The organism is Kineococcus esterisolvens (assembly GCF_050871405.1).
GTDB lineage: Bacteria > Actinomycetota > Actinomycetes > Actinomycetales > Kineococcaceae > Kineococcus.
Genome location: NZ_JBJLRI010000056.1, coordinates 1 through 21,476, shown reverse-complemented (window position 1 = coordinate 21,476; position 21,476 = coordinate 1). Strand labels below are relative to the sequence as shown.

General features: G+C 76.3%; 19 protein-coding genes. 10 read left to right on the top strand and 9 right to left on the bottom strand.

What is annotated here, in order from left to right:
* Positions 1 to 13: 13 nt before the first annotated feature.
* Complete coding sequence (locus ACRYR8_RS15840) at positions 14 to 298, bottom strand: hypothetical protein (RefSeq protein ID WP_432485341.1); 285 nt, start codon at positions 296 to 298, stop codon at positions 14 to 16.
* 99 nt (positions 299 to 397) lie between these two features.
* Here ACRYR8_RS15840 and ACRYR8_RS15835 point away from each other — a divergent pair, with 99 nt between their 5' ends.
* Positions 398 to 985: a hypothetical protein gene (locus ACRYR8_RS15835; RefSeq protein ID WP_432485342.1), complete on the top strand. Its 588-nt coding sequence runs from the start codon at positions 398 to 400 to the stop codon at positions 983 to 985.
* 90 nt (positions 986 to 1,075) lie between these two features.
* Here ACRYR8_RS15835 and ACRYR8_RS15830 read toward each other — a convergent pair whose 3' ends face one another.
* A complete protein-coding gene (locus tag ACRYR8_RS15830) occupies positions 1,076 to 3,166 on the bottom strand; it encodes a calcineurin-like phosphoesterase C-terminal domain-containing protein (protein ID WP_432485344.1) in 2,091 nt (696 codons plus the stop codon).
* Positions 3,167 to 3,290: 124 nt separating this feature from the next.
* Positions 3,291 to 4,673, bottom strand: coding sequence for an ATP-dependent 6-phosphofructokinase (locus ACRYR8_RS15825; protein ID WP_432485346.1), 1,383 nt, complete (start codon positions 4,671 to 4,673; stop codon positions 3,291 to 3,293).
* A 149-nt stretch (positions 4,674 to 4,822) separates the two neighbouring features.
* Between ACRYR8_RS15825 and ACRYR8_RS15820 the strand changes: the two genes are divergently transcribed.
* A complete protein-coding gene (locus tag ACRYR8_RS15820) occupies positions 4,823 to 5,221 on the top strand; it encodes an OsmC family protein (RefSeq protein WP_432485348.1) in 399 nt (132 codons plus the stop codon).
* A 12-nt stretch (positions 5,222 to 5,233) separates the two neighbouring features.
* Here ACRYR8_RS15820 and ACRYR8_RS15815 read toward each other — a convergent pair whose 3' ends face one another.
* Entirely contained in the window at positions 5,234 to 7,312 is a 2,079-nt protein-coding gene (locus ACRYR8_RS15815; protein WP_432485350.1) for a bifunctional copper resistance protein CopD/cytochrome c oxidase assembly protein, read from the bottom strand.
* 59 nt (positions 7,313 to 7,371) lie between these two features.
* On the bottom strand, positions 7,372 to 7,791 hold the full coding sequence (locus tag ACRYR8_RS15810) for an ATP-binding protein (protein WP_432485352.1): 420 nt from the start codon (positions 7,789 to 7,791) through the stop codon (positions 7,372 to 7,374).
* 179 nt (positions 7,792 to 7,970) lie between these two features.
* Here ACRYR8_RS15810 and ACRYR8_RS15805 point away from each other — a divergent pair, with 179 nt between their 5' ends.
* The 3 genes from ACRYR8_RS15805 to ACRYR8_RS15795 all read left to right on the top strand — a co-directional run bounded on the left by ACRYR8_RS15805 (position 7,971) and on the right by ACRYR8_RS15795 (position 12,175).
* Positions 7,971 to 8,696 (top strand): MarR family winged helix-turn-helix transcriptional regulator, encoded by a 726-nt coding sequence (locus tag ACRYR8_RS15805; RefSeq protein WP_432485354.1) that lies wholly within the window; start codon positions 7,971 to 7,973, stop codon positions 8,694 to 8,696.
* On the top strand, positions 8,693 to 10,723 hold the full coding sequence (locus tag ACRYR8_RS15800; RefSeq protein WP_432485356.1) for an MDR family MFS transporter: 2,031 nt from the start codon (positions 8,693 to 8,695) through the stop codon (positions 10,721 to 10,723). Before ACRYR8_RS15805 ends, ACRYR8_RS15800 begins: the two co-directional genes overlap by 4 nt.
* 123 nt (positions 10,724 to 10,846) lie before the next feature.
* Entirely contained in the window at positions 10,847 to 12,175 is a 1,329-nt protein-coding gene (locus ACRYR8_RS15795) for an alpha-amylase family protein (RefSeq protein ID WP_432485358.1), read from the top strand.
* 27 nt (positions 12,176 to 12,202) lie between these two features.
* Here the strand turns inward: ACRYR8_RS15795 and ACRYR8_RS15790 are convergent, their stop codons facing one another.
* Positions 12,203 to 13,408, bottom strand: coding sequence for an acetylesterase (locus ACRYR8_RS15790; RefSeq protein ID WP_432485360.1), 1,206 nt, complete (start codon positions 13,406 to 13,408; stop codon positions 12,203 to 12,205).
* A gap of 166 nt (positions 13,409 to 13,574) precedes the next feature.
* Here ACRYR8_RS15790 and ACRYR8_RS15785 point away from each other — a divergent pair, with 166 nt between their 5' ends.
* From ACRYR8_RS15785 to ACRYR8_RS15775, 3 genes are read left to right on the top strand one after another with little or no spacing between them, the layout of a single operon-like run.
* Positions 13,575 to 13,703, top strand: coding sequence for a hypothetical protein (locus ACRYR8_RS15785; protein WP_432485362.1), 129 nt, complete (start codon positions 13,575 to 13,577; stop codon positions 13,701 to 13,703).
* Positions 13,700 to 14,617 carry a DUF6807 domain-containing protein gene (locus tag ACRYR8_RS15780; RefSeq protein ID WP_432485364.1) on the top strand — a complete coding sequence of 306 codons (918 nt, stop codon included), beginning with the start codon at positions 13,700 to 13,702 and terminating at the stop codon, positions 14,615 to 14,617. Before ACRYR8_RS15785 ends, ACRYR8_RS15780 begins: the two co-directional genes overlap by 4 nt.
* Positions 14,614 to 15,741 (top strand): Gfo/Idh/MocA family protein, encoded by a 1,128-nt coding sequence (locus ACRYR8_RS15775; RefSeq protein WP_432485366.1) that lies wholly within the window; start codon positions 14,614 to 14,616, stop codon positions 15,739 to 15,741. The genes ACRYR8_RS15780 and ACRYR8_RS15775 overlap by 4 nt, the downstream gene beginning before the upstream one ends.
* A 130-nt stretch (positions 15,742 to 15,871) precedes the next feature.
* Here ACRYR8_RS15775 and ACRYR8_RS15770 read toward each other — a convergent pair whose 3' ends face one another.
* The gene (locus ACRYR8_RS15770; RefSeq protein ID WP_432485368.1) at positions 15,872 to 17,275 is read right to left on the bottom strand and encodes an MFS transporter; all 1,404 of its coding nucleotides are present in this window, start codon (positions 17,273 to 17,275) and stop codon (positions 15,872 to 15,874) included.
* Positions 17,276 to 17,332: 57 nt separating this feature from the next.
* Here ACRYR8_RS15770 and ACRYR8_RS15765 point away from each other — a divergent pair, with 57 nt between their 5' ends.
* Both ACRYR8_RS15765 and ACRYR8_RS15760 read left to right on the top strand, forming a co-directional pair.
* Positions 17,333 to 18,289 (top strand): ArsR/SmtB family transcription factor, encoded by a 957-nt coding sequence (locus ACRYR8_RS15765; protein WP_432485370.1) that lies wholly within the window; start codon positions 17,333 to 17,335, stop codon positions 18,287 to 18,289.
* Positions 18,290 to 18,433: 144 nt separating this feature from the next.
* Entirely contained in the window at positions 18,434 to 19,276 is an 843-nt protein-coding gene (locus tag ACRYR8_RS15760) for an HpcH/HpaI aldolase/citrate lyase family protein (protein ID WP_432485372.1), read from the top strand.
* A gap of 42 nt (positions 19,277 to 19,318) precedes the next feature.
* Here ACRYR8_RS15760 and ACRYR8_RS15755 read toward each other — a convergent pair whose 3' ends face one another.
* Complete coding sequence (locus ACRYR8_RS15755) at positions 19,319 to 20,365, bottom strand: ScyD/ScyE family protein (protein WP_432485374.1); 1,047 nt, start codon at positions 20,363 to 20,365, stop codon at positions 19,319 to 19,321.
* Between the two features lie 96 nt (positions 20,366 to 20,461).
* Entirely contained in the window at positions 20,462 to 21,361 is a 900-nt protein-coding gene (locus ACRYR8_RS15750) for a helix-turn-helix transcriptional regulator (protein ID WP_432485469.1), read from the bottom strand.
* Positions 21,362 to 21,476 lie beyond the last annotated feature (115 nt).

Sequence of the window (21,476 nt, the reverse complement as noted above, 5' to 3'; positions counted from 1 at the left end):
CCCGCGACGGCCCTCAGGGCCGCGGGTCGGTGCGCTCCCAGCGCCGGCCCCCGCGCTGCCGCCGCGGCGTAGTGGCCGCCACGCACTTCGGGCACACCCACCGCACCCCGTCGGCGCTGCCGCCGGTCACCGGGTCGGTGTCGGAGAAGTCCACGTGCGGGAAGCGCGACAGGCCCGCGCGGCGCAGCGGCACCCCGCAGGCCGTCTGGTTCTGCCCGGGCTCCCAGGCGTGCACCTCCCCCTCGGGCAGCCGGCTGCCCTCGTCGGGGTAGTACGTCCCGCTGGCCGCCACCTTCACCGCGCACCTCCGCTCCCCGCCCCGTCCCACGTGTGAACGGCGCGCCGCGGGGCAGGGGAAGGGCAACGACACGACCGTCTCGACCAGGAGGTAGTACCCGTGAGCACCAGCGACAACCGCTACGTCACCCAGGCCGTGCACGACCTCGCCTCGGCCCTGTGGTTCGGCGGGTCGGTCATGGGCGTCGCCGGCGTCAACAAGTCCGGCAGCGACCTGGCGGCCGGCTCGGACCGCATCGAGGTCGCGGCCTCCGCGTGGCGCCGATTCCAGCCCGCGCAGTGGGGCGGCATCGCCACCGTCCTGGTCACCGGCTCCAAGCTCACGGCCGCCAGCGGCCACCGCGTCGCCGCGCAGAAGGGCTACGGCAGCGTCGGCGCCCTGAAGGTCGGCTTCGTCCTGGGGGGCGCGGTGGCCACGGCGTACGCCGCGTTCGCGGGCCACAAGATCGCCCAGGCCTCGAACGCGGCCGAGCAGCGGGGTGAGCCGGTGAGCGTGAAGGACGCCACCCTGCCGACCGCCAACACCCCCGCGGACCTGGCCAAGTGGCAGGGGCGGCAGCGCATCGCGCAGTTCGCGGTGCCCCTGTTCGCCGGCGGCAACATCTTCTGCAACGCCTACCTGACCCAGTCGTACCGCTTCGGGCAGACCGCCAAGGGCGTCATCGCCCGCTTCAACCCCGTCTCCTGACCGCCCCCTCCCACGGCCGTCGCGGAGGGGACGCGACGACGCCCCGCGCCGGGAACGGCGCGGGGCGTCGTGCGTGAGCGGGGGCGGGTGTCAGCTCTCGGAGTCCTCGAACAGCTCCGAGCGGAAGTCCTGGCGCGGCAGCTCCGCGCGGACCTCGAAGGTGTGGGTGTCGGTGTACTCGCGGCCCGCGCCGTCGGTGACGGTCACCTCGGCGGTGTGCACGCCCTCGGCCAGGCCGGCCGGCAGGCGGTACTGCCAGATGTGCGTGGCGCGGTCGGCGAGGTTGCCGCCCGGCTGCGCCGGGCCCGGGCCGTACTCGCTGCCCCCGTACAGCTCGAAGCCCTGCGCGTACTCGTCGCCGGAGGTGCTCTCGAAGGCGAAGCGGGCGACCTGCAGCTGGCGGGTCGCGGCGGCCGGGTCGGCGAACCGGGCGCCGGTGTTGGGCGCCTCACCGTCGGCCTGCTGGGTGCGGGTGGCCGGCTGCGCGGCGCCGCCGTCGATGGAGACGGAGACCTCGGTGTCGCTGGAGCCGTACCAGACGTTCGCGGTCAGGAAGGTGTCCTGCGAGAGGTCGCCGGGCGTCACCAAGCCCGGGTCGCCCAGGTCGTTGACGTTCACCGGGGGCACCGCGTCCCACTCGCCGCTCACACGGGCGTCGGCGAACTCCACGAGCTTCGTGTACCAGTCGCGCCAGCGCGGGGAGTTCAGCGACAGCGCCATCTGCTCGTCCACGTCCTCGCCGATGACGTGGAAGGTGTCGACGAACTCGTTGCCGTCGACGTCGAGCGTCAGGAACCCGGGGCGGGCACCGTCGCGCTGCAGCGCCATCGGGCGACCCTCGATGCCGAGGTCGCCGGAGTACCAGTCGCCGCTGGGCGCGCCCGCGACGACGTGCGGGAAGGGCAGTTCCGTGACGCCCACGGCCTCTTCCCACCCGGCGTAGCTGTCACCGGTGAGCATGCGCTCGGTGGAGTGGGTGTGCCCGGACACCGACAGGGCGGGGCGGCCCTCGAGCAGCTCGTACACCTTCAGCACGTCGGCGGTCTGGTGCTTCGTCGACGTGGCGTCGGCGAAGGAGACCATCGGGATGTGGGTGGCCAGGACGACGAGCTTGTCCTCCGGCACCGTGGCCAGGTCGGCCTCCAGCCAGTCCAGCTGCTCCTCGCCCAGGACGCCGGAGTAGGAGGGCGATCCCTCGGGGTCGGCGCAGTGCGGGCGTTCCCCGTTCGGGTTGTCCTCCGGCCCGCACGGGTACTTCACGTTGTTCATGACGACGTAGTGGACGTCGGCCACGTCGTAGGAGTACGTCGTGGGGCCGAGCTCGCGCTTGTAGGTGTCGAAGGAGTGCGCGGGGTCGGTGGAGTCGAAGTCGATGTCGTGGTTGCCGGGGACGAACCGCAGCGGCAGACCCGAGGCGCCGAGCACCTCCTTGATGCGCGGGTACAGGCCCAGGTCGTCACCGGCGACGTCGCCGAGCATGAGGGCGCCGCACTCGGCGAGGCGCTGCTCCTCCGACTCCTGCTGGGCGACGAGGTCGGCCACGAGGCCGTCGCGGGCGAAACCCAGTTCGCGGCCGCTGTAGGTCTGCACGTCGGCGAGGATCGCGCAGCGGGCCTTCTCGTCCTGCGCCTGCTCGTCACCGCGGACGATCGGGAAGTTCACCGCCGACGGCAGCGGGCCGGTGGGCTCCAGGCCGCCGAAGCGCAGTTCGGGGGAACCGGCGGGCAGGTGGTGGTAGTGGAACTGCGCGACGCCGTCGGCGTCGACGGGGACCTGCCAGCCGGAGGGCTGGGTGACGAACGCGGTCATGCCGTCGAACACGGGCAGCTCGTAGCGCCCCTGCTCGTCGGTGCGGACGACGTCGCGGCCGTTGGAGACGGTGACACCGGCCACGCCCTCCTCGCCGTCGCTGCGGCCGTCGCGGTCGGAGTCCTCGAAGACCTTGCCGCGCAAGGTGTTCGCGTCGCTGCTCAGGGTCTGGGGAGCGGAGCCGACCTCGCGGACGACCTCGACGGAACCCACGTACCGCTCAGGGGCGGCCGTCTCGGGCGCGGCGGGGGCGGCCGCGGAGGTCTCCAGGGAGGCGGTGAGGGCGCTCGCGCCGACCAGCGCGACCGCGGCGGCGGCGAGGGTGCGGCGCCGGCGCGGGGAAGCGCCGGGCGCGGGCAGGGACGTGCTCATGGGATGGGGTGGCCTTTCGTCGGCTGGCGTCGCAGCCCGGCGCGGTCTGCACGACCGGGGCGCACCCCACCCTGTGCGATCTCCGTGACTTCCCGGTGAAACGTGACGGAAGGTCAGGAGAACGTCACTGGCCGCCGAACGACGTCACCTGCTCGGCCTCCTTGTCGCCGAACGACCACGGCTGCCCCGTCGCCTCCAGCACCGACCACCACAGGTCGCCGTGCGGGTCGACCTGGTTGCGCGCCGAGACCGCGAGCCGGATGGGGATGTGCACGAACCGGCGGCGCCAGCGGCCCACCACCATGTTCGTGCGCCCGGCCATCGCCGCGTGCGCCGCGGCGTGCGCCAGCCGGATGCAGTACACGCTGTCGTACGGGTTCGCCGGCACGCTGCGGATGACGTAGCTGGGGTCGATGTAGCGCAGGTTCAGCTCCAGGCCGTGCGCCGCGAAGTCCTCCGCGATCGCCTGGCGCAGCAGCCGGCCCACGTCCTGCAGCTTCTTGTTGCCGGAGGCGTCGAGCTGGCCGTCGTCGTCGAACAGCTCCTGCCCCGCACCCTCGGCGGCCACGACCAGGGCGTGCCCCTGGGTGGCGACCTTCTGGCGCAGCAGCTCCAGGAAACCCCCCGGACCGTCCAGCACGAACGGCACCTCGGGGATGAGGACGAAGTCGGCGTCGTTCTGGGCCAGCGCCGCGTAGCAGGCGATGAAGCCCGAGTGCCGGCCCATGAGCTTGACCACGCTCACCCCGTTCGGGGCCGTGCGGGCCTCCACCTTCGCCGAGCGGATCGAGCGGGTGGCCTCGCTGAACGCGCTCTGGAAGCCGAAGCTCTGGTCGATGAAGGGCACGTCGTTGTCGATGGTCTTCGGGATGCCCACCACGGCGATCTTCAGGCCGCGGTCGGCGATCTCCGCGCAGATCTTCTGCGCCCCGCGCATCGTCCCGTCGCCGCCGATGACGAACAGCACCGAGACGCCCATGCGTTCCAGGCAGTCCACGACCTCCGCGGCGTCCTGCTGCCCGCGCGAGCTGCCCAGGATGGTCCCGCCCTCGGCGTCGATGCCCTCGACGCTCTCGGGGGTCAGGTCCACGACGTCGTGCCCGTAGCGCGGCACGAAGCCCTGGTAGCCGTTCTTGAACCCGTAGATGCGCCGCACGCCGTAGTGGTTGGTCAGCTCCGACACCAGGCCGCGGATCACGTTGTTGATGCCCGGGCAGAGCCCGCCGCAGGTCACGACGCCCACGCGCGTCTTGGAGGGGTCGAAGAAGATCTTCTTGCGCGGGCCGGTGGGCTCCAGGCTCGGCAGGTCGGTCAGGCCGTCCAGCTCGTGCTGGCCCTCCACCCGGCGGGCCACCTTCGAGAGGGTGTCGTCGAACAGGACCCGGTCGGTCTCGTCGATGTAGTGGTGGGTGGTGCGGCGGGCCTGCAGCCGGGGGGCCAGCGGGGAGTCGACGGTGCAGGGGCCGAGGGTCTCGACCGTGAAGTCGGGCACGGCGGCGTTGTCCATGAGCGTCGCTGGTCCTTCCAGGCTGCGGGGTCCTCGCGGTGCTTCGCGCCCATCATCGCGGGGGCGCCCGGCTCCGGCGCGGCGGGGTGCGACGGGGACCGACGGTGATCACCGAGCGCGCCGGCGCGCCGCGCCCTAGCGTCGGGAGCATGACCAACGACCTGTACACGGCCGTCGTCACCTCGTCGCCGGGCTCGGCCCGCTCCGACGACGGCGCCCTCGACCTGGACGTCAGCGAGCCCACGAGCCTGGACGGCGCCGGCCGCGGCACCAACCCCGAGCAGCTGATGGCGGCCGCGCTGGGCAGCTGCCTGATGGAGTCGCTGCGCATCGCCGCCTCCACCACGGGCGGCAGCACCGAGGGCGCCCGGGTGGAGACCCGCGTGACGCTCGCCAAGGGCGACCCCGGCTACACCGCCCGCTACGCGCTGAGCGTCACCCTGCCCGACGCGGGCACCGACGCCTCGGCGGTGCTGGAGCAGGCGCTGGCGCTGTGCCCGTTCACCAAGACGCTGGACGCCTCCGCGCTGGACGTCCAGCTCGCCTGACCCCGCCGGCCCTCAGCCCTCGCCCGGCCGCTCCGCGCGCTCCGGGGCGCGGTCGTGGTCGGCGAGGCGGGCCAGCATGGCGTTGTACTCGGCCAGGTCCCGGCCGCCGTCGCGGTCCGCGGCGCGGTCGCGCCGGCGGTTCTCGCGCGTGTCCGAGCGCGACCACGCCACCGCCACCCCCAGCACGAGCACGAGGGTGGGCACCTCGCCGATGCCCCAGGCGATGTCGCCGCCCTTCTGCTGGTCGGCCAGCAGGTCGGTGCCCGGGGCGACCTGGGCGAACCAGTCGGCGGCGAGCAGCTGGTTGCCCTGCATGAGGGCCACGCCGAAGAAGGCGTGGAAGCCCATGGTGGCCAGCAGCAGCAGGAGCCGCAGCGGGTGGGCCGGGCGGTGCGCGCCCGGATCGACGCCGATGAGCACCGAGGAGAACAGGTACCCGGTGCCCAGGAAGTGCAGCATCATCAGCTCGTGCCCCACGTGGGTGCGCAGGGCCAGCTCGAACAGCGGCGAGTAGTAGAAGACGATGAGGCTGCCGGCGAACAGCGCAGCGGCCACCAGCGGGTGCCCCACGAGCGCCAGGTAGCGCGAGTGCACGACCTCCAGCAGCCACTCGCGGGCCCCGCGCGAGCCGTCGCGGCGGGCGGGCAGCACCCGCATCGCGAGCGTGACCGGCGCACCCAGGACGAGGAGCGGCGGCACCGCCATCGTCAGCAGCATGTGCTGGAGCATGTGGGCGCTGAAGGAGAGCCGCCCGTAGGCGGCGGGACCACCGCTGGTGACGAACAGCAGGGCCAGGCACCCCACGACCCACCACGCGGTGCGCCCGGCGCTCCAGCGGTCCCCGCGCCGGCGCAGCACGCGCACGCCGGCCAGGTAGCCGACGAGCAGCAGGCCGCCGACGAGCAGCCACAGCAGGTCGGGGGAGGTCTCGGTGAACCACCGGGCCGCCGTCAGGGGCGGCGGGGCGGTCTCGCCGAGGAGCTCGTCGACGGTGCCGACACCGGGGGCGTCCTCGGGGACGGGGGTGGGGCTGCGGCTGAGGGCGACGCCCAGGCCGGTGGCGGCGGCCATGAGGACCAGCTCGCCGGCGGCCACCCGCCAGAAGGCGCGCGGGGAGGAGGCCAGCAGGGGCAGCGTGCGGCGGCGGTGCCAGGCGCCGACGGCTCCGAGCAGGACGAGGGCGACGACCTTGGCCACGACGAGGGCGCCGTACGCGGTGGCCAGGCCGGACCAGCCGCCCAGGCGCACCGAGGCGTTGACCACCCCGGACAGGGCGACGCCGGCGAAGCACCACAGGGCGATCGTGGAGTAGCGCCCGGCGACGGCGGTCAGGTCGACCGCCCGCTCCCCCGGGGCGGGGCGGCGGCCGGTGAGCGGGCCGGCGATCAGCACCGCCGCCAGGCCCCCCACCCACACGGTGACGCCCACCAGGTGCAGGCCCAGCGAGCTGACGGCCGTCTGGTGGGAGGCGGAGCCGGAGGCGTGCCCCGACAGCGACAGCGGCAGCAGGGCCACCACCGACAGCACCGCGCCCCAGGCGGCCCCGGTGGGGGTCGTCGCCGCCGCCCCCACGGTGGCCACGACGGCGGCCAGCACCGTGGTGACCAGCAGCGCGCGGCCGAGGTCGATCTCCTGGGAGAACTGGGCGAACTGTGCGCCGAACCCGTCGGCGCCGGGCGCGGCGCCGATGACGTCCACGGCGGTCAGCACCAGCACGGCCAGCGCGGAGACGGTCCACAACCCGGCGCCGACGGCGGCGGCGCGCACGACGCGCGTCCAGGCGGGCGAGGGGTGCGGCAGCACGACCGCGGCCACGACGAGACCGCCCACCGCCAGGCACGCGGCCAGGTCGTGGACGGTGCGGGCCAGCGGGAGCCCGTAGCGCGCGAGGGCGCCGGGGTCCCCCAGCACGGACGGGGTCAGTCCCCCGCCCGCGGACAGGGCGACCAGCAGCACGGCGCAGGCCGCGGCGAGGGAGGCGAGGGCGGTGAGCACCGCGCCGCCCGCCCCGGGGGCGCCCGCGGCCGCCGGGGTGCCGCCGCGCCGGGCGGGCGGGGGGTTCTGGCGGGCGGGTCGGCGGGTCTCTGCCACGTGCTCCAGGGTAGGTCGCGGTGGCGACACCCCCGCGCGGGGCGGGGACCGGCCGGGGGTCAGGCGGAGGCGCGGGCGGAGCGCACCGGGGCCAGGTGGGTGTTGACGTCGAACCACACGACCTTGCCGCAGGGGTCGGCCTCGACGCCGTGGGCGTCGGCGAGCGCCTCGAGGAGGGTCATGCCGCGCCCGTCCAGGGCGTCGGGGTCGGGCTCGCGCCGGACCGGACGGCGGGTGTTCTCGTCGCCGACGCCGACGCGCACGCGCGAGCCGTGACGGCCGATGCGCAGGACGACGTCGCTGCGGCCGTGGATCACGGCGTTGGTGACGACCTCGGCGGTCAGCAGCAGGAGGGTGTCGACGGCGTCGCCGATGAGCCCCTGGGCGATGCACCAGTCGGCCACGGCGTGGCGGGCGGCGCGGGAGGAGGCCGGCTCGGGGGCCAGCGTGACCTCGCAGGACCAGTCGAGGGGTGTCACAGGGTGGGTCTCCCGGTGCGTGGGTTCACCGGGAACCGTAGCGCAGCGCCGTTCGGGCGGTTCGGCGCGACGGCGGCCCCCCGTGCGGGTGGGAGCGGACCCCCACCCCTCGGTCCTGTCCGGCATCGTGCGCTCCCCCGTGCGTGCCCGCGGCTGCTAGATTCGCCCTGAATGGTTGCGTGCAGCAGTCAACGATCCGCGGCACGGCTCGCGACCCCGAGCAGTACTCGCCCCGGGGCCCCGTCCCGTTACACGACGAGCACGACCACCCCCGAGCGACACACCGGGCACCCGCCCGGCACCACCCACCCGGAGGAACCCTGAGCACGGCGCGCCACGACACCACCGGGGACACCCCCGGCACCCCCGGCACCCCCGGCACCGCACCCGAGGCGCAGGGCGCCCGCGGTGCGGCCCTGCTGCCCGCGCTGTCCGAGGAGGTCACCCGCAGCCTGCGCGCCCTGCACGCCCTCAAGGCGCAGATCGCCCGCGCCGACGGCGGGGCCGACAGCGCCGCGCACACCGTGCTGCTCGTGGTCGCCCACCACGGCGCCCAGCGCGTCGGCGCCCTGGCCGAGCGGATCGGCACCGACCCCTCCACCGTCAGCCGGCAGACCGGCGAGCTCGTCCGCCGCGGGCTGCTGGAGCGCCAGCGCGACCCCGACGACGGGCGCGCGTGCCGGGTGGCGGTCACCCCCGCCGGGCGGGACGTCGTCGCCGCCACGCTCGAGCACCGCCAGGAGCGCCTGGCCCGCGCCGTGGACGACTGGGACGACGACGAGCTCGGCACCTTCGTCTCGCTGATGGCCCGCTTCGCCGACGGCCTGGAGAGGGCGCGCGGCGAGGCACCCGCACCCCCCGCAGCTCCCCCCACCCGCTCCCGCACCGACCAGGAGACCGCATGAGCAGCACCACGGCCGGCGCCCAGCCGGCAGGTCCACCCGGGGCCGCACAGGCCCCGGAGGCCCCCGCCCTGAGCCACCGGCAGATCATGGCGATCCTGTCCGGCCTGCTGCTGGGCATGTTCCTCGGAGCGCTGGACCAGACGATCGTCTCCACCGCGATCCGCACCATCGCCGACGACCTGGACGGGTTCTCCCTGCAGGCGTGGGCGACCACGGCGTTCCTCATCACGTCGACGATCTCCACGCCCCTGTACGGCAAGCTCTCCGACATGTACGGCCGCCGGCCGTTCTTCATCGCCGCGATCGGCATCTTCGTCGCGGGTTCCGCGCTGTGCGGGATCTCCACCTCGATGTACGAGCTGGCCGTCTGGCGGGCCGTGCAGGGCCTGGGCGCCGGCGGCCTCATGTCGCTGGCGCTGACGATCATCGCCGACGTCGTCCCGGCGCGGGAGCGCGCCAAGTACCAGGCGTGGTTCATGGCCGTCTTCGGCACCTCCAGCGTCCTGGGGCCCGTGGCGGGCGGCTTCTTCTCCGGCCAGGAGTCACTGCTCGGCCTGGCCGGGTGGCGCTGGATCTTCTGGATCAACGTGCCGCTGGGCGCGCTGGCGATGGTCGTCGTCGTGCGCAACCTCAAGCTGCCCAAGCGCACCACGCACCACCGCGTGGACTGGCCGGGGGCGCTGACGCTGGTGCTGTGCCTGGTGCCGCTGCTCATCGTCGCCGAGCAGGGCCGCGAGTGGGGCTGGGGCTCGGGCGGGGCGCTGGTCTGCTACGCCCTCGGCGCCGTCGGCCTGGTCTCGTTCGTGCTGGTCGAGCGCGCCTACGGCGAGGAGGCGCTGCTGCCGCTGCGCATGTTCAGCGGCCGCACCTTCGTCGTCGGCAGCCTCGCCAGCTTCGTCCTCGGCATGGGCATGTTCGGCGCGATGGCCGTCCTGCCGCAGTACCTGCAGGTCGTCAAGGGCTCCTCCCCGACCGTCGGCGGCCTGCAGATGCTGCCGCTGGTGCTGGGCATCATGTCCGCCAGCGCCTTCGCCGGGCAGTTCATCGCCCGCACCGGCCGGTACAAGCCGCTGCCGGTCGTCGGCACCGCCCTGATGGTCGTGGCGCTGTTCCTCTTCAGCCGCGTCGACGCGGACACCCCCGTGTGGCAGACGATGATCGCCATGCTGATCATGGGCTGGGGGCTCGGCGGCAACATGCAGCCGGTCATCCTCGCCGTGCAGAACGCCGCCGGCCCGCGCGAGATCGGCGTGGCCACCTCCTCCGTGACGTTCTTCCGCCAGATGGGCGGCACGCTCGGCACGGCCGTGTTCCTGTCGATCCTGTTCTCCACCCTGGGGGACAACGTCTCCTCGGCGTACCGCTCCGCAGCGGGTGACCCGGCGTTCACCAGCGGCCTGCAGCAGGCCGGTCTGGACCAGCGGGGCCTGCAGGACGTGCTGGCCAGGGCGCAGGACGACACCTCGGTGCTCTCCACGCTGCCCGACGCGGTCGCCCACCCGTTCCGCGTCGGCTTCACCGACTCCACCAGCCTGATCTACCTGGTGGCGGCCCTCGTCATGGTGGCCGGCTTCGTGACGGTGCTGTTCCTGCCCGCGCTGCCGCTGCGCGGCGGCGGGCGCGCGCCGGGCGCGACGGGCCCGGCGGCCGGTGCCGCCGACGCGCCCGCGGCCCCGGTCCAGGCCGCCGCCGGTGCGGTGCACCCGGCGCAGGTGCGCGACCACCCCGGCCAGCTGACGGACGTGCCGGCCGACGCCCCCGCGGCCGGTGACCTGGCCGAGCGGGTCCGCCGGGGCGTGCAGGATGCCAAGGCCGCCCAGCGGGCCGTGGAGGAGCTGGCCGCCGAGATCGGCCGCCGCGAGGCGGCGCTGGACGCGGCGGTGGAGCGGCTGCGCGACCTGGGGCTGGACGAGGCCTCCATCGAGGCGGCCCTCGGCGAGGACGCGGCCGCCCCGCGCGGCCGGCACGCCGGCCACCCCGCCGCAGCGCCCGCCGCCGGAGCCGACCGGCTGAGCGCCCGCAGCTGACGCCCCCGCGACGGCCCCGGAGCACCCCGCTCCGGGGCCGTCGCCGTCCCCTGGCCCACCGGCTGCGAGCATGGCCCGGCGGGGACGGGACGACGGGCCGACGAGCAGCAGCAGGGGGAGAACGTGCCGGACTGGGTGCAGGACGCGATCTGGTGGCACGTCTACCCCCTGGGCGCCACGGGCGCCTTCCCCCACCCGGACCCCGGCGGCGACGGGTCCCGGCTGCTGCGGCTGCTGCCGTGGCTGGACCACGTGGTCGAGCTGGGCGCCAACGGCCTGCTGCTGGGTCCCGTCTTCGCCTCCTCCACCCACGGCTACGACACCGTCGACCACTTCCGGATCGACCCCCGGCTGGGCACGGAGGAGGACTTCGACCGCCTCGTGGCGGCGTGCCGGGAACGCGGCCTGCGCCTGCTGCTGGACGGGGTGTTCAACCACGTCGGCCGGGAGCACCCGGCGTTCCGGGCGGTGCTGCGCGAGGGCGCCGCGGCCCCCGCGGCCGGCTGGTTCCGGCTGCGCTGGCCCTCCGGCGACGGCCCCGGGGCGGTCCCCGTCCACGACGACTTCGAGGGCCACTCCGACCTCGTCGCGCTCGACCACGCGAACCCCGCCGTCGCCGACCTCGTCGTCGACGTCATGACCCACTGGCTGGCCCGGGGCGCGGACGGCTGGCGCCTGGACGCCGCCTACGCCGTGCCGCCCGAGCGGTGGGCGCCCGTCCTGACCCGGGTGCGCGAGCGCTTCCCCGACGCCTACGTCGTCGGCGAGGTCATCCACGGCGACTACCCGGCGACCGTCGCCGCCTCCGGGATGGACTCCGTCACCCAGTACGAGCTGTGGAAGGCCGTCTGGAGCTCGCTGAACGACACCAACCTGCACGAGCTGGCCTGGACCCTGCAGCGCCACGACGCCCTGCTGGAGACGTTCGCGCCGTTCACGTTCGTCGGCAACCACGACGTCACCCGCATCGCCAGCCGCCTGGACGACGAGCGCCACCTGCCGCACGCGGTGGCGGTCCTGATGACCGTCGGCGGCACCCCGGCCGTCTACGCCGGCGACGAGCACGCCTTCCGCGGCGTCAAGGAGGAACGCGCGGGCGGCGACGACGCCGTGCGGCCGCCGCTGCCGCCCACGCCGGCCGACCTGTCGCCGCTGGGGCTGCCCACCTTCCACCTGCACCAGCAGCTCATCGGGCTGCGCCGCCGGCACCGCTGGCTGCACCGCGCCCGCACCACCGTCCTGCACGTGGAGAACGCCCGCCTGGTCCTGGAGTCGCGCGCCACCGACGGCGAGGGCCGCCTGCTGCTGGCGCTGGACCTGACCGGCACCGGTGGCGAGCTGCCCGCCCCGGGGGCGAGCGCGGTCCTGGCCGGTGCCGGTGAGCTGCGCGGCGGCCCGGACGGCGGACGGGTGCTGCTGCCGCCGCACGGCTGGGCCGTCCTGGCCGGCTGACCCGGGCGCCCGCCCGCGGTCCGGCGATCAGGGCACCCGGGGCTGCCGGTGGTCCAGCCAGGCGAACGCCTCGGCCTGCATCGCCGCGTCGAAGCGGTGCCCGGTCCCGTGCAGGGACCCGGTGAAGGCGCCGGGTGCGCCGGCGGCGGCGTAGCGGGCGCCGATCCGCTCGTGCGCGCGGCGCACCCCCTCGGCGGGGAACAGCTCGTCGTGCAGGCCGGACTGCACCAGCAGCGGCAGCGGGGCGCGGGCGGCCACCACGTCCGGCCAGTCCCCCACCCGGCCCAGACCCGGCGTCATGAGCAGCCACGTGTGCCGGTGCAGGTGCTCCGGCAGCGCCTCGCGCAACGTGGTGACCGCGCAGGTGACGACGACGGCCGAGGCCGGGGCCCCGAGCGCGGCGGCGGTGGCGGCGCGGGCCCCGCCGCCGGACAGGCCCAGCAGCGCGACACCGCCGGGCGCGGTGCCCGGGTGCGCGGCGAGCACGCGGGCGGCCAGCAGGTCCTCGTGGGCGGCCAGCCCGGCCCAGGAGGTGCCCAGCACGCCCAGCGCCTTGGCCACCGCGTCCTCGGCGGGGCCGGCGTGCACGTCGTACTCCAGCGCCTCGTCGTCCGGCGCGGCGCCGGCGGCGCGGCGGGCGTCGAGCTCCAGGCGGGCGGTGCGCTCGCTGCGCTCGGGCATCGAGGCCACCGGCAGGCGGCGGCTGCCCCAGCCGAACCCGTCGTGCACGAGCACCGAGCGGCCGGTGCGGGCCAGGTCCTCGGCCACGGCGCGGCCGTCGTACAGCTGCTCGCGCACCCCGCGCAGCAGCGGGTGGGCGGGCCGGCCGCTCACGCCGTCGGCGAGCTTATCCAGGCCGAACCGCTTGACGCCGCCGTGGCAGTGCAGGAACAGCGCGCCGGGCAGCGGTCCCGGCCGCCCGGCGGGGCGCAGCAGGCGCCCGGCCACGCGCGGGCCGAACCCGGCGTCCCAGCTCAGCTCGGTGCCCTCGAGGCCGTCGCGCTCCCAGGTGCCCTCCACCCGCACGCCGGAGCCGTCCACGGTCCCGTCCACGTCCCCGGGCAGCCCGACCGCCGCGCGCAGCCGCCGGGAGACCTCCTCGCCGGAGGGCTCGTCGGCGCCGAACAGCGGCCAGGAACGCTCCAGCAGCTCCACGAGCCCGTCGAACGCGCCGAGCCTGCCCAGCCCGCCGGGCCCGCCGCCGCTGCGCGCACCCCCGTCCGCACCGACCACCGCAGGACCTCCCCGTCCTCCTCGCCCGCGGCGCAGCGCACCCGGGAACCGGTTCCCGGGAACCGGTTCCCGGGAACGTACACGCCCCGCGGCGCGGGGAGTCCCCGCAGGAACGGGTCCCCCGGGAACCTCCCCTCAGGTAACCGTTTTCCGGTAGCCTCGGGCCATGCCAGACGACGATGACGTCACCCGGTACCGCAACCCCGTGGCCGACGCGGACGGGCCGGCCCCGGCCCGGGCCGGCGAGGCGGACCGGGCCACCGCCGGCCCCTCCACCCCGGAGGTCTCGCCGTGACGACCCGCAGCCCCGCCGCCCCCCACGTCCCCCACGCCACCGCCCCGACCCGCGCGAGCGCAACCACGCCGGTCCCCGAGCCGGTCACCGGCGTGGCGCTGACCGTCGCCGGGACGGTCGTCGCCACCGTCGACGACGGCTCGGCCGTGCCGGCGACGGACTCCCCCCGCCCCCACCTGCACCCCGTGCGGACGCTGGCGGGCACGGCCGTGACGGCCAGCGCGCCGGCCGACCACCGCCACCACCGCGGCGTGGGCCTGGCCGTGCCGGACGTGGACGGGACCAGCCACTGGGGCGGGCGGACGTTCGTGCGCGGCCGCGGTTCCACGATGCTCGACAACCACGGCACCCAGCGCGTCGTGGAGCAGGACGGCGACGGCGCCGGAGCGCTGCGCCAGGTGCTCTCCTGGTGCGACCGCGCCGACGCGGAGCAGGTGCGCGAGGAACGCCGGTTGCGGGCGGTGGCCGCCCCCGGCGGCTGGCGGCTGGACTGGACGTCGGTGCTGCGCGCCCGCCGCCCGCTGAGCATCGGCAGCCCCGCCACGAACGGGCGCACCGGCGCGTTCTACGGCGGCTGGTTCTGGCGCACGCCGTTCAGCGCGGCCGAGGCCCTCGTCGCCGAGGGGACGGGCACGGACCACGCCCACGGTTCCCGCTCCCCGTGGCTGGCCGTCACCGCGCCCGGCGCGTGGCTGCTGGCGGTGCAGCACGGCGAGGCCCTGCCGTGGTTCGTGCGCACCGAGGAGTACACGGGTTTCGGGCCCGCCCTGGCCGGGGCGGAACGCCTCGCGCTGCTGCCCGGGGAACCGCTGAGCATCCGCCTGAGCGTGCTGGTCGCCGACGGGCCGGCCCCCGCCCCGGGCGCGGTGCGCGCCGCGGCGCTGGGCCTGCTGGCCACCGGGGTGGAGCCGTGAGCGCCCCGGCGGTGGCGGTGGTCGGCGTCAACGGCCACGGCCGCAGCCACCTCGAGCGCGCGATCGCGGCGCACGCGGCCGGGCACCTGCGCCTGGCCGCGGTCGCCGACCCGAACCTGCGGGAACTGCCCGAACTGCCGACCGGGACCCGCCGGCACCACGACCTGGGCGACCTGCTGCGGGACGGGGCACCGGACGTGGTGGTGCTCAGCACCCCCATCCACACGCACGCGGCGCTCGCGAGCGCCGCGGTGCGCGCGGGTGCGGACGTGCTGCTGGAGAAACCCCCGACGGCGACCGCGGCGGAGTTCGCCGAACTGGACGCCACCGTCGAGGCCGCGGGCCGGCTGTGCCAGGTGGGTTTCCAGAGCCTGGGGTCGGCGGCCGTGCACCACGTGCGGCGCCGGGTCGCCGAGGGCCGGGTCGGCGAGGTCACCGGGTACTCCGCGGCCGGCTGCTGGGTGCGGACCCGCGCCTACTACGAGCGCGCCCGGTGGGCGGGGCACCGGCACCTGGACGGCCGGGTCGTCGCCGACGGGGCGCTGACGAACCCGCTGGCGCACGCGGTGGCGACCGCCCTGGCGGTGGCCGGCGCGCAGCGCGCCGAGGACGTCGTGGACGTGCACACGGACCTGTTCCACGTCCACGACATCGAGGCCGACGACACCTCCGCCGCCCGCGTTCGGCTGGCCGGGGGGCACGAGCTCGTCGTCGCGGTGACGCTGTGCGCCGCCGAGCGCGGCGAGCCGTTCGTGGCGGTGGAGGGCACCGCCGGGCGGATCACCCTCTACTACACGCTCGACACCGTCGTGGAGGAGGTCCCCGGGCGCCCGCCGCTGGTCACGCGGCACGCGCGCACCGACCTGCTGACGGACCTGCTGGCGGCCCGGGCGCACGGGACGCCGCTGCTGTCGCCGCTGGTGGCGTCCGGCGGTTTCACGCGCGTGCTGGAGGCGGTCGTCACCGGCCCGGCACCGCGGCCGGTCGCGGAGGAGTTCTTCGAGCGACTGGCGCTGCCCGGTGGCGACGAGGGGCGCCGGCTGACCGGTGTGGAGGAGGCGGTGGCGGCCGCGCTGCGCGAGCGCGCCACGTTCAGCGAGCTCGGGCTGCCCTGGACGAGGTGATCGGGGCGGGCGCCGGAGCCCGAACCGGCGGTGCGCGAGCCCCTCGACGCGGGGCCGTTCCTCTGCGCCGGTTCCGGGTCGATGGCCGCCGGCGCACCGGGCCCGCGCCGGGGTTCGGGCACCTGGGGGACTACGTCGGCGCGGGCCCCTCCCTCACCTGCTCCGAGCCCCTGGTGCTGACCCGCGGCGCCGCGCCGCGGCTGTCGCCGACGACGGTCGTGGCGGACCGGCCGGTGGACGCCGCCGACGCCGCGGACCCGGCCGAGCTGGCGCTCGCGCGGGTCCGAACGGCCCGCGGGGGCTGAGCGGCCCGCACCACCAGCGGCGTCGCCGCCCCGGCCGCCGCGAACAGCACCCCCAGCACCACCCACCCCGGCGTGCCGAGGCCCACGGCCGTGGTGGTCACCACGAGCGGGGCGGCCATCGCGCTCAGCGAGTACCCCGTCTGGCTGACGCCCTGGTACGCGCCCGGCCGGCGCGGGTCGGCCAGCTCGAACGCCAGGCCCCACGCCCCCGCCTCCCCGCGCACCTCCGCGAGGGCGTGCACGCCCGCCGCCAGCACCAGCAGCAGCACCGCGAGCAGCGCCCCGCCCGCGGCCGAGGCGGCGTACAGGCCGCACGCCAGCGCCAGCAGCGCACCCGCACCCGCCACCGCCCGGGCGGCCGCCGGCACGTGGTGGGTCCCGCGCGAGGCGCGCACCTGCAGCGTCGCGACGAGGAGCGTGTTGAGGACCATCAGCAGCGACACGGTGACCGCCGGCGCGTCGGTGCGCGCGGCGACCCACAGCGGCACGCCCACGGTCTGCAGCCCGAAGTGCAGGCCCACGACGGCGTTCAGCGCGGTGACCGCCAGGTAGCGCCGGTCGCGCAGCGGCGAGCGCCCCGCGGGCCCGGGCCCGGTCGGCGCCGCGACGGCCCCGGCGCGACCCGCGGGGTGGGCACCCAGCGCGCGCAGCGGCAGGCAGGCCATCAGCGTGAGCACCCCCGTGCCCACCAGCGCCGCGGAGTAGGCCTGCGCCGTCCCCGCCAGCAGCGCCAGCGCCGCCGCGCACGTCCCCAGGCCGATCGAGACGTTCGTGACGACGCGCAGCCTCGCCCGCACCACCACCCGGTCGTCGCCGGGGAAGGCGACGGCGAGCACCGCGGAGAGGGCGGTGCCCTGCACGGCGCGGCAGCCCACGGCCGCGCACGCCACGAGCGCGAACGGCACCGGGTCGCGCACGAGCACGTACGCCAGCAGCGCCAGGCCCTGACCGGCCGTGGCGGCGATCAGCACCCGGTGCGCGCCGACCGCGTCGCTCAGCCGCCCCGCGAGCAGGGCGCCCAGGACGCCCACGGCGCCGGCGACGGTGAGGCCCAGCCCGACGGTCGTGGCGGGCAGGCCGGCGACACGGGTGAAGAACAGGGCGCTGACGCTGTAGAAGACGCCGTTCGCGGCGGCCCCGGCGGCCGTGGAGGCGGTGAGGGCGCGCGCCACGGGGTCGTCGGGGCGCAGGACGGCGGACAGGGAGCGCGCGGGGCGCGGCGGGAGCACACCGCCGGTTCTGCCAGGACGCGGCCGGCCACCTCCAACGATGTAGCGTCGGGCTTCGTGGTCGTGCGCTACGAACTCACCGGCATGGACCTCGGCGAGGTCCGGTTCGCGGTCTCGCCCCTGAACGAGCTGACCCTGTCGCTGCGCTCCTTCCGCGACCCCGGTCGCTACCCGCTGCACCTGCCGTGGCTGCACGAGGTGCACGCCGCGCGCGGGCAGCTGGACGCCGCGGCCCTGCTGGCGCTCACCAACGACCTGCTGTGGACCCCGGACCTGCTGACCCCGCGCCCCACCTCCCCGCTGACCCGCGTGGAGGACCAGCTCGCCGCGCTGGAGGACGCCGACCCCCGCGTCCTGGCCGCCGAGCTGGAACAGCTGCACGCCGGCCGGGTCCCCACCGCCCTCACCGGCCCGCCCGCCGCCGTGCTGCGCCGAACCGTCGGCGCGCTGCGCGGGTACTGGGAGGCGTGCTTCGCCGCCCACTGGCCGCGCCTGCGCGCCCTGCTGGAGGCCGACGTGACGCACCGCGCCCGCGAGACCGTGCAGCACGGCAGCGCGCGCATGTTCGCCGGCCTGGCCGACGGGGTCCGCCTGAGCGGCGGCGTCGTGGAGGTCCGGCTGCGCTCCCGGGTGGAGTACACCCGCAGCACCGCGGGCGACGGGCTGACCCTCGTGCCCTCCGTGTTCTGCCGCCGGGCGTCCGCACCCGTCTCCGCCGCCGAGGCGCCCCTGCTCATGTACGGCGCACGCGGCGTGGGGACGCTGTGGCGGCCCGCGCGCCCGCCCGCACCGGCGGCGCTGGTGGACCTGCTGGGCCGCAGCCGCGCCGAACTGCTCACCGCGCTCGCCGAACCGGCCTCCTCCACCGAGCTCGCCGCGCGCCGCGGCGTCACCGCCACGGCCGTCAACCAGCACCTGCGGGTGCTGCGGGCCACCGGCCTGCTGGAGTCCGAGCGGCACGGGCGCTCGGTGGTGTACCGGCGCTCCGAGCTCGGTGACGCCCTCGCCGGGTGAGCCGACCACCGTGCTCGACGTCACGGCTGCGCCGGTGCCGCACCGGCGCCGGGCCGTCGGGGCGCCCGCTACGGTCGGGGCGGTGCAGGAGCCGGCGGCCGAGCCGGCGCGACGAGCCGGCGGGAGCCGGGCGAGGAGGACCGCATGAGCGCCGACCGGGGCGTGCACGTCGTCGAACCGCGCTACGCGCGCACGTGGCTGCTGGTGAACGCCGCCCGCACGGAGCTGTTCGACGCCGCGGTGCGTTCCCGCGCCGACCAGGTCGTGCTGGACGTGGAGGACGCCGTCGACCCCAGCCGCAAGGACGCCGCGCGCACGGACGTCGTCGAGTGGCTGCGCGCCGGCGGGCGCGCCTTCGTGCGCATCAACGACGTCACCACCCCGCACTGGCGCGACGACGTCGACCAGCTGCGCGACACCCCGAACCTGCTGGGCGTGGTGCTGGCCAAGACCGAGGCCGGCGAGCAGGTCACCGAGACCTTCGAGGCGCTGGGCGGGCGGACGCCCGTGGTGGCGCTGGTGGAGTCCGCCCTCGGCATCGAGGAGGCCCGCTCCATCGCGTGCGCGCGCGGCACGTTCCGCCTCGCGTTCGGTTCCGGCGACTACCGCCGCGACACCGGCGCCAGCGCCGACGACCTCGCGATGGCGTACCCGCGCAGCCGCCTCGTGGTGGCCAGCCGCATCGGCGGCCTGCCCGGCCCCGTGGACGGCCCCACCGTCGGCGGCGGCCTGCCGGAGCTGCGGGACAACTCCTCGGTGGGGGTGTCCCTGGGGATGATGGGCAAGCTGTGCCTGGACCCCGACCAGGCGCCCGTCATCAACGAGGTGATGAGCCCCACCGCCACCGACGCCACCTGGGCGCAGGACGTCGTGGAGAAGTTCGAGAGCAGCGGCGGCGTGGTCCGCGACGGTTCCGACCTGCCGCGCCTGGGCCGCGCCCGGCGCATCCTGGAGCTCGCCGAGGCGTTCGGCATCCAGCCGCTGTGAGGTGAGGGGCGGGCGGTCCCCCCGGCCGCCCGCCCCGGTCCCTCACCCCTGCGCGGTGAACGCGGAGGGGGCCACCCGGACGACCTGCCCCAGGCCGCCCTGGCCGAGGAACGCCCCGGCCACGCTCCACGCCGTGGAGTACAGGGCCCCCCGGGCCCAGCGCAGCCCGACCGGCATCGTCACCTGCGCCACCGAGCGCGATCCGTCGGCGTCCACTCGCACGACCCGCCCCACGGTCGAAGGGTCGAAGTCCGCGCCGGGCTCCCCGGCCGGCGCCCCCTCCAGCAGTTCGGAGACGTACACCTCGCCGTCGTCGCCGACGGCCACCCCCGTCGGCCCGTCCAGGCCGGTGATCTCCCGCAGCAGTTCCCCGGTGACCGGGTCCAGCACGTACACCCGCCCCTCGCCGGGCGCCTCACCCGCGAGCCCCGACACGTACAGGTTCCCGTCGGGGCCCCACGCCAGTCCCGTCGGCACCGAGTCGCAACCGGCGTGCTCGGGGTTGTTGTTCTCCCGACCCGCGCAGACACCGGTCGTGACGACGTCCGGGACGAAGAACGTGCTGACCGTGCCGTGCCGGTCGACGGCCAGCACGGCGTTCGCCCCGGCGTCCGCGACGTACGCGTACGCCGTCCCGCGCCCCCGACCGCCGAGCACGGCGAACGGGTTGCTCAGCGCGTCCAGCGGTGCGCCGTCGTCGCCGAACTGCCGCTGCCCGTCGGGGTTCTCCGCCAGTTCGTGGGCGGCGAGGTCGGCCAGGGGCCGGGGTGCGACGCCGGGCGCGGACACGAACAGCGTGGAGGCCCCCGGCCCCTGCCCCTCGCCGGTGACGGTCAGCAGTTCCCCGCGGGTGCGGTCCACCCCCGCCGGTGCGGTGAAACCACCCGCCCGCACGACCGGTCCCCGCCCGCCCGGGACGATCCCGCTGATCTCGCCGCCAGCGCTCTCGGCCGCGTAGAACTTCCCGTTCCGGAACGACAGGCCGAACGGGTCGTCGAGGCCCTGCGCGACGACCTCGATCGACGGGCGGTGCGCCGGGGCGTCCGCCCCCGCCGGTGCGGCCAGACCCACACCGGTCACTGCTGCCACCGCGATCACGGTGATCCCTGGTGCTGCCCTGAACCGGTGGGTCATGCGATCCTCCAACCCTGCCGGGGTCGTCGTCGCCCCCGTGGGCGGCGGACGCTACTCCGAACGGGTGGCGGCCACCAGTCCCCCTCCCGGGAGTCGGGTGTGCGCCTCGAGCACGCGCCGGGCGAGGTCGGCCAGTTCGTCGCGAACCCGCAGCGGTCCCTCCACGACGACGTCGGCGCCGAGTGCCAGCAACCGCCCCGCCGCGACCGCGGGGTCCTCCAGCGCGAACCGTGTCGTCCGCCAGCCCGCGGCGTCCGGTTCCCCCGCGTTCGACAGCGCCTGGGCCGCAACCTGCTCGCCGAGCACCGACGGCAGCGCCCGCACCCCGCGGGGGGACAACCGTGCGGTGACGGTCAGCCGCCCCAGCGAGCGCTCGAACTCCGTCGAGGACGCCGACCACCACGCGGCGAGGTCGAAACCCGCCGGCCGCTCGAAGCGCCCGGGCAGCAGTTCCGCGCCGCGGGCGCGGGCGACCCGGTAGGTGCGCGCCCGTCCCTGCGAGGACGCCACCAGGTACCAGACCCCGGCCTTGAGGACCAGGCCCAGCGGTTCGAGCGTCCGCTCGACGGTCTCCCCGCGCGGTCCGCGGCCGTAGCCCAGGCGCACCGGCCGCTGCTCCCACACCGCCCGCGTCAGCACCGCCAGGTCCGCGGTGTCGTCCTCGGCGCGGAACCAGCCTGGCGCGTCGAGGTGGAACCGCTGCGCCAGGGCACCGGCCCGCTCGCGCAGCTCCTGCGGCAGGGTCGCGGCCACCTTCGCGTGCGCCGCCGCGACCGCCCCGTCCAGCCCCAGGGCGGTCAGGGCGCGCGGCACGGTGAGCGTGAGCAGTGCGACCGCTTCCCGGGACGTCAGCCCGTCCAGCTGCGAGCGCCAGCCGTCGAGGAGACGCACACCGCCGCCGCGCCCGGGTTCGCTCCAGATCGGCACGCCGGCCGCCCGCAGCGCAGCCACGTCCCGGTGGGCGGGGGGGGGGGGGGGGGGGGGGGGGGGGGGGGGGGGGGGGGGGGGGGGGGGGGGGGGGGGGGGGGGCGGGGGGGGGGGGCGGGGGTGGTGGCGCTGGATGTGG

Bases quoted from the DNA above. Each gene is read 5' to 3' on its own strand.
- ACRYR8_RS15830 (WP_432485344.1), bottom strand. From the start codon at position 3,166: ATGAGCACGTCCCTGCCCGCGCCCGGCGCTTCCCCGCGCCGGCGCCGC.
- ACRYR8_RS15825 (WP_432485346.1), bottom strand. From the start codon at position 4,673: ATGGACAACGCCGCCGTGCCCGACTTCACGGTCGAGACCCTCGGCCCC.
- ACRYR8_RS15820 (WP_432485348.1), top strand. From the start codon at position 4,823: ATGACCAACGACCTGTACACGGCCGTCGTCACCTCGTCGCCGGGCTCG.
- ACRYR8_RS15800 (WP_432485356.1), top strand. From the start codon at position 8,693: ATGAGCAGCACCACGGCCGGCGCCCAGCCGGCAGGTCCACCCGGGGCC.
- ACRYR8_RS15785 (WP_432485362.1), top strand. From the start codon at position 13,575: ATGCCAGACGACGATGACGTCACCCGGTACCGCAACCCCGTGGCCGAC.
- ACRYR8_RS15760 (WP_432485372.1), top strand. From the start codon at position 18,434: ATGAGCGCCGACCGGGGCGTGCACGTCGTCGAACCGCGCTACGCGCGC.